Raw genomic sequence first — 13,843 nt, forward strand, 5'->3', positions numbered from 1 at the left:
ACCGTCAGGCCCCCGAAACACCGAAGGAGCATGCTGATGCGCCCCCGCACATCACAGCGTGAAGAAGGATTCACCCTCATTGAGGTGATCATCGCCATCAGCCTGCTGATGACCGTCGCTGTCGCGGTCGGCGCCTTCACCATCCGCGGCCTGCACCTGTCCACCCAGCAACAGCGCACCCAGGCTGCCGTCTCCGTCGCCACCGAGCGCATGGACCAGGTGGTGCGTATGACGACATCCAGCGCGCAGCTCAGCAGCCTCGTCGCAGGACGCTCCGAAGCATCCGTCGCCGCCGCATGGAACGCCGCATCCGGCGTTCCCGGCATCGCCGAAACCTATCCCGCCTGGTCTGCCACAGCATCTCCCACCACAGCGATCGAGATCGAGCAGACGATCACCCGCAGCGGGTCGGACTACGACTCGGTCGTACTGATCGGCACCTGCTATCAGCTGCCCACCGGCGGCCTCTGCACTCCTCTGCCCGGCGCCGACCAAGACCCGGGCCCCACTTCTCCTCTTGCCGCAGACATGAGCCAGCTCATTCGCGCCGTCGTCGTCGTGACCTATGCCGGCAAGTGCGACGGCGGCGACACCTGCCGCTACACGACCACCGGGCTGTTCGACACGAAGGGCGACCTCACATGGCGAACCGACTGACCGCACCGCGCCGACTCGACCGGCGAGACGAGCAGGGCTATACGCTCATCGAGCTGATCGTCGCCATGGCCGTCTTCTCGGTGTTCCTGGCGGTGTTCCTCGCCGGAGTCGTCTCGGTGTCTCGAGCATCCACCCAGGCACGCGTCGACGCACAGACCTCGAGCTCTGTCGGTATCGCCATGCAGCGCATCGAGCGCTCGGTGCGCTATGCCGACTCCATCAATTACCCCGGCAGCAACGCTGGCGCCTCCTACGTGGAATGGCGTACCGATGCCGCATCGACGTCGACCGGCGTCGACACCTGCACGCAGCTGCGCTACACCGCAGGCGACGGCAAACTCGCGATGCGCAGCTGGGATGCTGCCAGCGCCCCGTCGACGGGCACCTGGAACGTTCTGGTCAGCGACATCCGCGGCGAATCCACCAACGTCTACCCGTTCCGCACCATCGCCGCAGATGGCGGTACCACCACCCACTATCAGGGACTCACCGTGCACACGCTCGCCGGTCTTTCCGAAGCCGCCGGAACCGAGACCTCGGCGACCATCTACGCGAAGAACAGCACTGTTGACTCGACCTCAAACGCGATCGGCGCGGCAGGTCAGAGCATGACCCCCGTCTGCGCAGGAACGGACTACCGCTCATGATCCGACTGGCACAGATGATCATGGATCCGGTGCGCAATCGCGCCACCCGCGAGTCCGGTTCCGCCCTGCTCATGAGTGTGCTGTTCACCGTCTTCGCCGGCGGTGTGATGCTGGTTTTGCTGAGCGTGCTGCTCTCGCAGGCCCAGTCCGCTCAGGTCGCGCAGAAGAACACCCGCACCGGCTACGCTGCACAGTCCGGCATCCAATCGGCACTCTCGGTACTGCGCTCGAACACGAAGACCGTCGGTGTCGGTGCGTCGGCAATCACCTACGGCGACCCGACCAAGCTTCCCCAGAGCCTCACCGGCACAGTTGATGGCGCCGGCGACGGCACGCTCAGCTACACCGTGGAACTGCAGTACTTCGAGCAAGACCCCACCGGGCAGAGCGATGCCTGGCTCGCCACCAATGCGATGCCCTTCCCGCTCACAGACGATCCCGGCGCACAACCGAAGTTCGTGCGCATGGTCTCTGAGGGCGCCGACTCTGCGGTCGGCGGACTGGCAGAATCTGTCGGCGACCGCACCATCACTGCCCTCTACGGATTCACCACCACCAACGTGAACATCCCGGGCGGGCTCATCCACAGCACCGACACCGCCAGTTGCCTGAAGGCCGGGGCGGCAACCGAGGGCAGCAGCGTTGCCATGGTTCCTGTCGCGGAATGCAATGACGACCAGGTCAACATGTGGGTGTACGACACCGACTATCGCCTGAAGCTTGCCAGCACGATCGGAGCGCCCACCGTGCTGTGCGTCACCGGCCAGGAGTGGGTGCCCACCCCCACCGGAACCAACAACAGCGCCGTGGATGCCACTCTGCGCTCGTGTGCGGCAACGAACGATGACGCCTATGGCAACCAGCTGTGGAGCTGGGACTTCCCCGGCTCCTGGGTCGGGCAGAACCGCGACAACGACGACCGCAGCCAACGCTGGCTCGGACTCAACGGCACGACTCTCGTGGAGAACACAACCAAAACCGGCGTCTTCAATCCCACGCCCAGCGTCGGTGCCGGCGGTGCGAGCCACGGCACCCACCAGATCGTGAACTTCAGCGAGTTCGGCCGCTGCATGGACGTCACGGATGCGGTGATCTCGAAAAACTTCATGATCGTGTACCCCTGCAAGCAGGACCCGACCGGAACCGGCGACAACATGCTGTGGAACCACAAGTGGTTCTACGACGAGCCGGTCGGCGCCGCAACGTCAGCGCCACAGTCACTGTCGGTCATCGCACCGGGCAACGTCACGTACTGCCTGACGGCGCGTCCGACCGGCTCCGGAAACACCGACGTCCACTTCACCACGTGCAATCAGCCCGATAACGTCGCATCGCTGTCGCACGCGCAGAAGTTCATCCGCAATGCTGACACCGGCTCCACGCTCACCAGCTACACGTTCCAACTCGCCGACAACCCTGCGCTCTGCCTGGCCGCGGTTCCCGAACCCGGCTACGCCTGGTCACACATCCGCCTACTCACCTGCAACGGCTCCTCCGCCCAGAAGTGGAACGCTCCGGCCATCACCTCGGGCTCGACCCTCGGCGGTTACAAGGAGATCGGATGACCGAGGCTTTGATTCCGGCGTGGTTTGCCGTCACCTTCGCCGCACTGTTCGGCGGGCTGATCGGCTCCTTCCTCAACGTCGTCGTGTGGCGTGTACCGCGCGGGGTCAGCATCGTGCGCCCCGGCAGCGCGTGCCCCGGGTGCGAGCATCCACTCGCCTGGTTCGACAACATCCCGGTGCTCTCTTACCTCATTCTCCGCGGACGTTGCCGCTACTGTTCGGCAGGAATCTCGGCACGCTATCCCGCTGTTGAAGTTGCCACGGCGGCAGCCTTCGCCGCCGTCATGTGGGGCGCGTACGCCGGATGCTATCCCTTCGCGGTGCTGCCGGTGCTGCTGTTCTGGGCCGCCACCGGCATCGCCCTGGCGTTGATCGACCTCGACCATCATCTGCTCCCCAACGTCATCACCTATCCCTCGTATGTCGTCACTGCAGCGCTTCTCGTGCTGGCATCCGTTCTCACCGGCGACTATCCCCGCCTGATCACGGCCGTGATCGGTTTCGCGGCTCTCGGTGGCCTGTACCTGCTGCTCGCCGTCGGATACCGCGGCGGAATGGGCGGCGGCGATGTGAAACTCGCTGGCGTCCTCGGGATGCTGCTGGGCTGGCTGGGTTGGCCGCAGCTCATCATCGGCGGCTTCAGCGCCTTTCTCATCGGCGGCGTCGTCGGCGTCACCCTCATGCTTGCCCGAAAAGCTGACCGGAAATCCGGTCTTCCCTTCGGCCCGTTCATGCTCGGCGGATCGTGGATCGGCATCTTCGCCGGCCCCGCGATAGCCGGGCTCTACCTCTCTCTGGTCGGTCTGTCATGACCCGCCAGGATTCATCGTCAACACACTACGGAGGACACACATGGCAGGAGTAGTCGCGCTCGACCTCAGCAGACGCGGACTGCGGGGCGTGCAGGTCGACGCTCCTTATTCGGAGCGCCCCAAGCTGAGCAAGTTTGCAGCCGTCACCGTGCCGGAGGGCACCATCTTCGATGGCGAGATCATCGATGAGCGTCGCGGTGTCGCCGCGATCAAGGACCTGTGGAAAGCTGGCGGCTTCACGACCAACAAGGTCGTGTTCGGCATCAGCAACCGCAAGGTCGTCGTTCGTGAGGTCGTCCTCCCGGACATCGCCGGCGCCCGTCGCAAGGCCGCCCTGCGATTCGCTGTCGAAGGCCAGGTGCCCATCGACCTCGACGACGCCATCCTCGACTTCCTGCCGCTGCGCTCGGTCACCGACAACCACGACCAGAAGCAGGAGGGCCTGCTCGTCGCGACAGCGCGCAGCAGCCTGGAAGCGACCGTCAACGCCATCGAGAAGGCCGGCCGTTACGTCGACGCGATCGACTTCTCTGGTTTCGCGCTGCTGCGCACTCTGGCGGATGCCCGAAGCGGCACCCAGGCGATCATCAACGTCGGCGCGGCCAGCACGACCGTTGTGATCTCCAACGGTGCCATGCCCGAATTCGTGCGTATGGTGCCCAGCGGCGGTGACGACGTCACGCGCAGCATCGAGCGTGCGCTCGGCATCAGTTTCGCCGAAGCTGAGCAGGACAAGATCAGCCGTGGTCTGCAGGGTGGCGCCGCCACCGCGCGCGATATCGAAGCGGAGACCGTGCTGCGAGAGACCGTGGCTGCTTTGATCGACAGCATCCGGAACACCCTGAAGTTCTACAGCAACGCGCACCCGACCAAGCCAATCTCGAATGTCGTGCTCACCGGTGGCGGAAGCCGCCTGACCGGGCTCGCCCCCGTGCTGACCCGCGCGCTGGGCGTGCCCACCTCGTACGGCGACCCGCTCGAGTCGTTCTCGGTCAGCCGCAAGCTGCGTGCGTCGGGGCTTGAGCGCTGGGCACTGGAACTGGCGGCACCGCTGGGTGTCACCGTGGGAGGGAAGTGATGAAGAAACTAGGAAAGTCCGCTCCGGCACAGCCGCGGCGCACGGCGCAGTCCAGCGTCGCGACCATCGCCCGTGTCGACCTGCTGCCTCCGATCGTCGGAGTGCGTCGCAAGGAGAACGCGACGACCAGACTGCTCGCCCTGGGTCTGGTGGGTCTCGCGCTGATCGCCGCGGTTAGTGCCCTGGCTGTTTCGTTCCTGGCCAACGCCGCCGAGGGTGCGCTGGCTGACGAGAATGCGCGCAAGGCGCAGCTGCTCATCGAACAGAAGCAGTACTCCGAGGTCTCCGGAATCAAGGCGCTGCTCGTCGACTACGAGACAGCGGAATACTCGGCGCTGTACTCCGAGACAGACTGGGCACGGCTCATGCGCGAACTCGACATGGCGATGCCTGAGGGCGTCGAGATCACCTCAGAAGTGATCACTGTCAAGGGTGTGTCCACGACATCGAGCAGTGCATCTGCGCTCGACGTGACCGGCCTCGACCACGCCGGAGTCATCGAGATCAGCTTCACCGCTGCCGCCGAAGTCTTCGACTCGCCGACGCCGCTGCTGAATGCACTTCAGGCGTTCACGGGGTACTCCACAGCCACCGTCTCGGCCGTCTCCGGCCAGAACGACGAGGGCTACGTCATCACGGGCTCCGTGCAGCTGAACGCTGCGGCTCTCGGTGGGACCGGACGCGTCGGAGAGCTCGACGCGGAGCAGCTCGCCGCGCTGCACAGTGCACTGGAGGCCAGTGTCGCACTGCCCGAGGTGGCTCCGGCCGCACCCGCTGATGGCGAGGCGGCAGGCTCGGACGAGCTGACCGAAGACGCGACAGGCGCGGGGGAATAACAACATGTCCAAATATCGTTTGACACTGGTCGCCATCGGTCTGCTCGCCGTGATCATCCTCATGGCGGGATGGTTCGTCGGTGTGCAGCCGCAGCTCGACCGCATCTCCACCGCTAATGCGCAGACCGCATCGATCAAGCAGATCAACCTCGTGCAGGAGCGCAAGAACGCCGCCCTCGCCGAAGACCATGCGCGCATCGATGAGTACCGGGGACAGCTGGCTCATCTGCAGACGAAGGTGCCCGCAAACCGTTCGCAGCAGGCCCTGATCGACCAGATCAACGCCGCGGCCGAATCGACCGGCGTGACCATGAGTAACCTGTCGTTCGACACTCCTCACGCTTACGCGGCACCGGAGGGTGTGCCGATCGGTACAACGGCCAGCGGCACGCTGATCGCGGTCAACGTCACCCTGTCGGCATATGGCGACCGTGGTCAGCTCGAGCAGTTCGCCGGTAACGTGCAGGGCTCGCAGCGCCTGATCACCGTCGTCGACAGCCAGTACACCGGCCCGGATGATGCTCAGCTCACCCTCAATGGGATCACCTGGGTGCTCAAGCCGCGGTAATAGCTGCTGTTCCCGCCGCAGTGTTGGGCGGAGATCGCACGGATGGGCGGAGCTTCAGTTGCTGAGGCTCCGCCCATCGCTGCGTTTTCCGCCCATCCGTGCGGGGTCAGCCCATCGAGGCGGGGTCAGCCTGACACGACGACCGAGGGTAGTGACTTGCTCATTCGGAAGTTCACGAGGCTCACTCCCTGCCTGACAGGATGCTGCTCCTGCTCGACCGAGAAGCCGGAGCTCTCGAAGAACGGTCGTGCAGTGATACTCACATCAGCGGTCACGCATGTTCCTCCGTGTTCGCGGAATCGTCGTTCGGCCTCAGCGAGCAGCGCTCGGGCGATTCCCTTTCTCTGGTGGCGGGGTGCAACGAACAGCATGTCGATGTAGCCGTGCTCATCGATGTCGGAGAACCCGGCAACCTCGTCGTTCACAGTGGCAACGAAGCTGGTTCTGCCGGACATGGACAGGTTCCAGCTCACGGTGTTTCTTTGCCCTGGCCGCGCCCACGCCTGCACCTGTTCCGGGGAGTAGTCGAGCGCCGCAGTGATGGTGATTGCGTCGATGAAGATAGCCAGCGTTGCGGCGGCATCTGTCTCCGCGTAGGAACGGATCGATGGCTTCCCCAGGGCGCTTGTCACGATCTTGATGCTGTCACACGAACTGCCGGACTCATGAGGGCTCCTCAGATCGCGTATCCCTCGACAGGCCCCTCGGTATTGGGCTTCCACCCCAGCTCGGGGGCGACATGCTTCGCGAACGACTCCAGCACATGCAGGGTGTAGTCGACCCCCAACTGCGTCGGGACGGTGAGCATCAGCGTGTCAGCGGCCATGACGGCTTCGTCTGCGCGCAGCTGCGCGATCAGAGCATCCGGTTCTGCCGCGTACGTCTTGCCGAACGTCGAGCGGAACCCGTCGATGATGCCGATCTGGTCGCCGTTGTCGGCATTGCGCATTCCGAAGTACGCGCGGTCCTTGTCGGACACCAGCGGGAACACGCTGCGGCTGACTGATACCCGCGGCGTACGAGTGTGGCCGGCGGCCTGGTACGCCGCGCGGTACTGGTCGATCTGCTCGCGCTGCAGCACGTGGAACTCTGCTCCCGTCGCCTCAGTCAGCAGCGTCGAACTCATGAGGTTCAGGCCCCGGCGCCCAGTCTCTTCCGCGGTCGCTCGCGAACCCGAGCCCCACCAGATGCGATCGCGTAGCGCCGGGGATTGCGGTTCGATCGCCAGGTAACGCCCCTCACCGACCTGCTGCGGATCGCCCTGTACGACGGCTCCACCATCGATCGCCTCGAGGAAGAAATCGAACTTGTCCCGGGCGAGATCTGCGCCTCGGGGATCTTCGCTGCCGACATAGCCGAAGGCTTCATACCCACGCAGCGCCGTCTCGGGTGAGCCGCGGCTCACACCAAGCGCAATGCGGCCCCGGGCGATCAGGTCGAGCGCGGCCGCTTCCTCTGCGAACTGCAGGGGATTCTCGTAGCGCATGTCGATGACACCAGTGCCGACCTCGATGCGCTCCGTCTTCGCAGCCATCGCGGCCAGCAGCGGCATCGGCGACGCGGCCTGTCGGGCGAAGTGGTGCACGCGCATATAGGCACCGTTGACGCCGAGCTCATCGGCGCCGACAGCGAGGTCGATGCTCTGATGCAGCATGTCCCCCGCCGTGCGAGTGCCCGAGCCGGGGACGTCGGCATAGTGCCCGAACGAGAGGAATCCGAAAGCCTTCATGCTCGTATGCAACCGAATGGATGCCGGTGGCATTCCTTCTTCTCAGACCGCACCATCATCGCCCTCGATGAGCTTGACCTCAACGGACGCGAACCTCGTAAACCCGACATCCCGGGTGAAAACGGGAACTCCGAGGCTCTGCGCATGGCCGGCGATGAGAGCATCTTTGACACGCATCGCCTGTGTCGTGCTGGCGGTCAGTTCGCCGCACCCATCGGATGCCGCAGCGTCGAAGTCCTTCCAGAATCCAGGGAGAGAATCGAGCACCCGAAGCAAAGTCTCGCGCCGACTCGCCTGCGCTATCCGTGAGGATGTGCGGAAAGCTCCGCCCATGCGTGCGAACTCCTCCCAACGCGGCGGGCCCGCGGGCCCGGAGGTCCCGATGGCCCGGGAGTCCCGGCGCCGCCCCAGTCACCCCTCGACGAGGAACCCGTCCAGCACGAGCTGGCGGATGCGCGGCTCGAGATCCGTCCACAGATCTGCCAACGGCACCTCGAACAGATCGGCCAGCGCCGCCACAATCTGCGTGACCTGCAGCTCGCCGTCGCAGGCGCCCACAAAGCCGGCGAGTGCGGAGTCGACCGAAATCGTGCGACCGAAGCCACCGCCCTGACGGAGCTCGATCACGCTCGGATCGTCATTGCCGGGCATGAAGTGCCGCGCCTCCGTCACATCGGGCGCCGTGATCAGTGTCATCGGGATGCCGTCGGCTAAGGAGTCGTGGGCGATAAGGCCGCTGTGCAGCGCGCGACCGGTCCCCGACAGCGGTTGTGAAACCTTCTCGAAACGGCGCAGGCGCGGGGCATCCGCCGACGCCGGGCGGCGCAACAGAATGTATCCGAACCCGACCGCGGTGACCTGCCGCTCGGTGAAATCGTCCAGCCAGGCAGTCAGCATCCGGTCGAAAGCGCCATCGCGCGGCGTGGTGCCGCCGTCGCGGATCCACAGTTCGGCGTATCCGAGCGGTGTGAGCTCCTCCCGCTCGATGACCCAGGCGTCCAGCGTCGGGTCGATCCAGGACTCAAGCCGGGTGAGGCCCGGGTCGATCGTGGCACGCGACTCCCAGTTCCCCAGCAGCTGCGCGACACCGCCGACGGCGAGGTGCTCCGGCACCGCCTGCAGGAACTGCTCCACCAGTGCGTCGCCGATCAGCCCGCCATCGCGGTACTCGTAAGCGGTCACACCATCCACGCGCGGCGTGATGACGAACGGCGGGTTCGAGACGATCAGATCGAACTGCTCGCCAGCAACGGGCTCAAACATGCTGCCCGACCGGAACGTGATGTTCGTAACCCCGTTCAACAGGGCATTGAGCTCAGCGAAAGCGAGCGCCCGCGCCGAGATGTCCGTGGCAACAACCTCATCGGCGTGCCGTGCGACCAGCAGCGCCTGGATACCGCATCCGGTGCCCAGATCCAGCGCACGAGCCACCGGAATCGGCATGATGAGTTCGGCAAGCGTGCGGGATGCTCCACCCACGCCCAGCACGTGATCAGCCGGCAACTCCGTGCCGAGCGCGAGCTCATCCAGGTCGCTGGCGATCCACCACTCCCCGATGCCATCCGCGTCGACGAACGACTGCGGACGCACGAGCACCGAGGGCACGGCATCCGCATCATCACCGATCGTCACGAAACCCAGGTGTTCCAGGCCCGAAAGGCCCAGCCGCGGCAGCGCGGCGGCGACAAGATCGCTCGGCTGCGGCATCCCGAGCACGAAGAATCGACCAAGCGTCGCCAACGGTCCCACATCGCGCGCGATCGCGCGCAGCACCGGTTCGCGAACGCCACGTCCGAGCGCGTCGTCGGCCTCTTCGCCCCAGAGCCGGCGCAGCGGTTCAGAGAAGAAGTCCGCCGCGGTGAGGTCGGCGGCGAGGGCGGCGACCAGCGGCTGGTCGGGTTTGGGCGGGAGAGGTACAGACACGGCGTCACTTTACGCGCCTTCAGGCTTCCCCGATGACGCCCGCCTAGAATTGCAGGGTCACAACTCACGGGCTGGCCGCCACGGCGCCCGAGGAAGACCAGAGACGTTGATCAGCCCCCGAATCGGCAGTCGTGTGCGCGCGCAGCGCTGTGCACGCGGTTTCGTCGCGTTCTCACTCGCGGCCGGACTCCTCGTCACCCCGCAGTTCCTCGCCGTCTCCCCCGCCTCTGCCGCGATCGACGAAGTCATTTCCGACGCGGTGCAGATCTCACTCTCCACCGGATTGCACGGCGTGATCGAGCCCGGATCTCCGCTGCTGGCGAGCATCACCATCACCAATGACACCGACACGGACTTCCCTGCCGGCCTCGTCACCGTCGAACTGAACCGCACACCGATCACCGACAGTGCAGCCCTGGCGTCGTGGCTTGATGCCGGCGCTTCCACCGGCACGTTCGCTCCGGTCAACAGCGAAAGCTCCACGGTCGTTGCAGCATCCGCGTCAGCGACGATGTCGGTCGTCACGCCAGCCGCGGCACTGGGAGAGCTCGACGAGGGCGTCTACCCGCTTCGGGTCACTCTGCACAGTGCTGACAGCGAGAACGCCGGAGAGACGGATGCTGCCGACCTCACCGCCACGAGCGTCCTCATCGTCAACGCCGACAGCACCGCCCAGGTGTCGGTCATCGTCCCCCTCACGGCCACTCCCGCAGACGGCGGCCTGCTGACCGCAGAAGAACTCACCACGCTCACCGCCGCCGATGGCGCGCTCACCGCCCAGCTGGACGGCGTTGCCGGCACCCCGGCTGCCCTGGCGATCGATCCGTTGATTCCCGCCGCTATCCGAGTTCTCGGGTCGGCAGCCCCGCAGACGGCGACCGCTTGGCTCGAGCGACTCGACGCGCTCCCCAATGAGCGCTTCGCCCTACAGAGTGGCGATGCGGATGCCACGGTGCAAGCCCAAGCGGGACTACCCGGGCTGCTGACGCCGCTGTCGTTCTCGCCATACATCGAAGAGAAAAACTTCGTCGAACTACCCTCGCCCACTCCGAGCACTGCCGCTCCGGGCACGGGCACGGCCACGCCCACTCCGACACCATCGTCGACACCGGCCGCGCCCGAGATTCCGACCGATGATGAGTTGATCGCGATCGACGGTGCTGAATCTGGCATCCTCTGGCCGCTGGGAGATCTCAGAACCGCAGATATCGAGGTTTTCACAAGCTATCTCGAATCGGATGCAACGACCGCTGCGACAACGATCATCCCGTCTACCGCCGTCTCCGCGCCCACCAGTGCTGCCGTGGAGATCGACGGTCACCGGCTGCTGGTGCTGGATGCCCGCGCTTCTGAAGCCCTCTCCGAAGCCGCGACCACCGAGGATGCCGAAGCGCGCGAGCGCAAGGTCGCGGAGGGAATTGCCGAGCTCAGCTTCACCGATGTGCGAAGCCCCCTGCTGATCGGACTCGACCGCGACGAGAATCGACCTGCGGACGCCCTGCGCGAGACGATCCTGTCACTGAGCGCGATCGCCGCTCCCCTGAGCTTTTCCGAACTGCGCGCTGTAGCGCCGGCATCCGTGACCCTCGCCGGAGGCGCCTCGACAGATCGTGCCGCGGCCCTGGGCCAGATGCTCGCAGAGGAAACCCACCTCACCGCGTTCTCCTCGATACTCGACGACCCTCAGGTCATGCTCGCGCCCGAACGCCTGCAGATCCTGCGTCTGATCGGTGTCGGAGCATCCGAAGAGTATGCCGAAGCCGCAACCGCCCACCAGGAACAGACCCGCACCACGCTGAATGCGGTCAGCGTTCAGCAGCCGAGCCCCGTCCAGCTGTTCACGGCGGCGGCGCCGCTACCCGTCTGGGTGCGCAACGATCTTCCCTGGCGAGTGAACGTGCGACTCACCTCGCTCCCCTCAGATGCCCGTCTCGACGTGCAGCCCCTCACCGAAGTGGTGGCGCAGCCGGCGAGCAACGAGCGGGTGAAGGTTCCCGTCGAAGCACGCGTCGGAAGCGGTGAGCTCGAAGTGAGCTTCAGTCTGAGCTCCCCCACCGGCGTGCCGATCGGCACCGACCAGACCGCGAAAGTCACCGTGCGCGCCGAATGGGAGGGCATCGGCCTCGGCATCCTCGGCGGAATCATCGGGGTGCTGCTGATCCTCGGAATCGTGCGGACCGTGATTCGTCGGCGGCGGGATGCCGATTCATCGGATGATTCTTCACGTTCGGATGCTGCGGAGGAACAGGTGACGGGTGAGTAGTCTCGGGCGCGCGAGTGCGGTCATCGCCGCCGGCACCATGGTCTCGCGTGTCACAGGGCTGCTGCGCAGCATTGTGCTGGTGACAGTGATCGGCTCGGTCGGCTCAGGCGCCGCTGATGCGTTTGGAATCGCTAATCAGCTGCCGAACAGTGTTTTTTCGCTGATATCTGTTGGCATTCTGACCGCCGTGATCGTGCCGCAGATCGTGAAAGCAAGCGCGCAGGCCGACGGTGGCAACGCCTTTATCTCGAAGCTCTTCACGCTCGGCACTGTGGTGCTCGTTGTCGTGACGGGCCTGGCCACCATAGCTGCCCCCTGGCTGATCTGGGTCTCGGCAGATGCAACGCCGGCCCAGTACGCATTGGCGACGGCATTCGCCTACTGGTGCCTCCCCCAGATCCTGTTCTACGGTCTCTATGCCCTGCTGGGCGAGGCGCTCAACGCTCGCCGCGTGTTCGGACCATTCACCTGGGCTCCGGTGGTCAATAACATCGTGTCAATCATCGGCTTCCTGGTTCTCGGAGCTGTGTTCGGTGAAACGATGACGAGCGTCGAGGGTTGGACTCCGGCAATGATCGCGGGCCTCGGAGGCACCGCCACGCTGGGAATCGTTATTCAGGCGGTCGTGCTTCTCCTGTTCTGGCGACGCACCGGCCTTTCGCTGCGGCCAGACTTCCGCTGGCGTGGCGTCGGCCTCGGCAACGTCGGCAAGCTCGCCGGTTGGACCTTCCTGATGGCCATAGCCAGCCTGACCGCGGGAACGGTGCAGAACAGAATCGCCTATCTTGCGTCCGCGGACGGCGCTTCTGTTGCGACAATGCAGTACGCGTGGCTAGTCTTCATGCTCCCCTACTCGATCATCGTGATATCGATCGGAACCCCCTACTTCACGCAGATCAGCGAGCACGCCGCTGCGGGCCGGCACGATGAAGTTCGCTCGGACATCGGGCGCAGCATTCGCACCCTCAGCTTCTTCATGTTTGCGGCCGTCGCCGCCGTCGCGGCTGCAGCGCTTCCGGCATCCCGTGTCTTCACCAATACGGCGCCGAACTCGATTGATGCCGCGATCGTGCTGCTCTGTTACCTCGTCGGACTGCTTCCGTTGATGGTGCTGTTCATCGTGCAGCGCACCTTCTATGCCTACGACGACACACGCACCCCGTTTTGGTTCACGCTGTTTCAGTGTGTGCTCATCGTGGGAGGCGCGTTCGTCGCACTCTGGCTGTTGAACACCGGCGTGATCGAGATCACTGGGCTCGCCGCCACAATCGCGCTCACCCAGTCCGTCGCCAGCACGATCCAGACGATCATCGCGACCTGGCTCTTGCACCGCAAGATCGGTGGTCTGCAGGTCAGATCATGGCTCCTGGCCTTCGGCCGGTTCGCCCTCGCCGCTGTGCCCGCCGGCTTCGCCGGATGGGGAGTGTTCCTGCTGCTTGGGGGCATCGGCGGCTGGACGCTGTCGAGCCAGTTGCTCGGCGCCATCGGCACCTGCATCATCGGCGCGGTCGTCGTGATCGTCTACATCGCACTGCTCGCCGTGATGCGCGCTCCGGAGCTCGCGGTCGCCGGCACGATGCTCAAGCGTTTCCTCCCCGGCCGCTGAGGTTTTCTGGGCTTCTGCTGCTCCTTCTGCTGCCCGCCTGCTCCGGCTGCTGCCTCTGCTGCTCCGCCTGCTGCCTCTGCTGCTCCGCCTGCGGGAATGCCGCGCGGTTACCATTGGTTGAAGCAGTCGAACCTCCTGCCAGGCGAAGAGAGAGAGCAC

At 65.2% G+C, this 13,843-nt stretch carries 13 protein-coding genes; 9 read left to right on the forward strand and 4 right to left on the reverse strand.

The genetic code is table 11. The features are described 5' to 3' along the window. The first annotated feature begins 36 nt into the window (after window positions 1-36). From ACSS7Z_RS00090 to ACSS7Z_RS00120, 7 genes are read left to right on the forward strand one after another with little or no spacing between them, the layout of a single operon-like run. Window positions 37-657 (forward strand): type IV pilus modification PilV family protein, encoded by a 621-nt coding sequence (locus ACSS7Z_RS00090; protein ID WP_438252375.1) that lies wholly within the window; start codon window positions 37-39, stop codon window positions 655-657. Beyond that, window positions 642-1,304: a prepilin-type N-terminal cleavage/methylation domain-containing protein gene (locus ACSS7Z_RS00095; protein ID WP_438252376.1), complete on the forward strand. Its 663-nt coding sequence runs from the start codon at window positions 642-644 to the stop codon at window positions 1,302-1,304. The genes ACSS7Z_RS00090 and ACSS7Z_RS00095 overlap by 16 nt, the downstream gene beginning before the upstream one ends. Further along, on the forward strand, window positions 1,301-2,869 hold the full coding sequence (locus ACSS7Z_RS00100) for a DNA-directed RNA polymerase subunit beta family protein (RefSeq protein WP_438252377.1): 1,569 nt from the start codon (window positions 1,301-1,303) through the stop codon (window positions 2,867-2,869). Before ACSS7Z_RS00095 ends, ACSS7Z_RS00100 begins: the two co-directional genes overlap by 4 nt. Beyond that, window positions 2,866-3,681, forward strand: a complete 816-nt coding sequence (locus ACSS7Z_RS00105; protein WP_438252378.1) for a prepilin peptidase — start codon at window positions 2,866-2,868, stop codon at window positions 3,679-3,681. Before ACSS7Z_RS00100 ends, ACSS7Z_RS00105 begins: the two co-directional genes overlap by 4 nt. 40 nt (window positions 3,682-3,721) lie before the next feature. After that, window positions 3,722-4,759: a type IV pilus assembly protein PilM gene (pilM, locus tag ACSS7Z_RS00110; RefSeq protein ID WP_438252380.1), complete on the forward strand. Its 1,038-nt coding sequence runs from the start codon at window positions 3,722-3,724 to the stop codon at window positions 4,757-4,759. Beyond that, window positions 4,759-5,595: a PilN family protein gene (locus ACSS7Z_RS00115; protein ID WP_438252381.1), complete on the forward strand. Its 837-nt coding sequence runs from the start codon at window positions 4,759-4,761 to the stop codon at window positions 5,593-5,595. Before pilM ends, ACSS7Z_RS00115 begins: the two co-directional genes overlap by 1 nt. A 4-nt stretch (window positions 5,596-5,599) precedes the next feature. Beyond that, on the forward strand, window positions 5,600-6,163 hold the full coding sequence (locus ACSS7Z_RS00120) for a type 4a pilus biogenesis protein PilO (protein ID WP_438252382.1): 564 nt from the start codon (window positions 5,600-5,602) through the stop codon (window positions 6,161-6,163). A gap of 125 nt (window positions 6,164-6,288) precedes the next feature. Here the strand turns inward: ACSS7Z_RS00120 and ACSS7Z_RS00125 are convergent, their stop codons facing one another. From ACSS7Z_RS00125 to ACSS7Z_RS00140, 4 genes are all read right to left on the reverse strand, one after another. Beyond that, on the reverse strand, window positions 6,289-6,795 hold the full coding sequence (locus tag ACSS7Z_RS00125; RefSeq protein ID WP_438252383.1) for a GNAT family N-acetyltransferase: 507 nt from the start codon (window positions 6,793-6,795) through the stop codon (window positions 6,289-6,291). A gap of 44 nt (window positions 6,796-6,839) precedes the next feature. Next, window positions 6,840-7,892, reverse strand: coding sequence for an LLM class flavin-dependent oxidoreductase (locus ACSS7Z_RS00130; protein ID WP_438252384.1), 1,053 nt, complete (start codon window positions 7,890-7,892; stop codon window positions 6,840-6,842). Between the two features lie 42 nt (window positions 7,893-7,934). Further along, window positions 7,935-8,159, reverse strand: a complete 225-nt coding sequence (locus ACSS7Z_RS00135; protein ID WP_438252385.1) for a type II toxin-antitoxin system VapC family toxin — start codon at window positions 8,157-8,159, stop codon at window positions 7,935-7,937. Window positions 8,160-8,303: 144 nt separating this feature from the next. Beyond that, window positions 8,304-9,815 (reverse strand): DUF7059 domain-containing protein, encoded by a 1,512-nt coding sequence (locus ACSS7Z_RS00140; RefSeq protein ID WP_438252386.1) that lies wholly within the window; start codon window positions 9,813-9,815, stop codon window positions 8,304-8,306. 106 nt (window positions 9,816-9,921) lie between these two features. On the opposite strand from ACSS7Z_RS00140, the gene ACSS7Z_RS00145 reads away from it, so the two are divergent. After that, window positions 9,922-12,078 (forward strand): DUF6049 family protein, encoded by a 2,157-nt coding sequence (locus tag ACSS7Z_RS00145; RefSeq protein ID WP_438252387.1) that lies wholly within the window; start codon window positions 9,922-9,924, stop codon window positions 12,076-12,078. Further along, the gene (murJ, locus tag ACSS7Z_RS00150) at window positions 12,071-13,684 is read left to right on the forward strand and encodes a murein biosynthesis integral membrane protein MurJ (protein ID WP_438252388.1); all 1,614 of its coding nucleotides are present in this window, start codon (window positions 12,071-12,073) and stop codon (window positions 13,682-13,684) included. Before ACSS7Z_RS00145 ends, murJ begins: the two co-directional genes overlap by 8 nt. Window positions 13,685-13,843: the final 159 nt, after the last annotated feature.

The organism is Microbacterium wangyouchuni, from assembly GCF_051546305.1.
Lineage (GTDB): Bacteria > Actinomycetota > Actinomycetes > Actinomycetales > Microbacteriaceae > Microbacterium.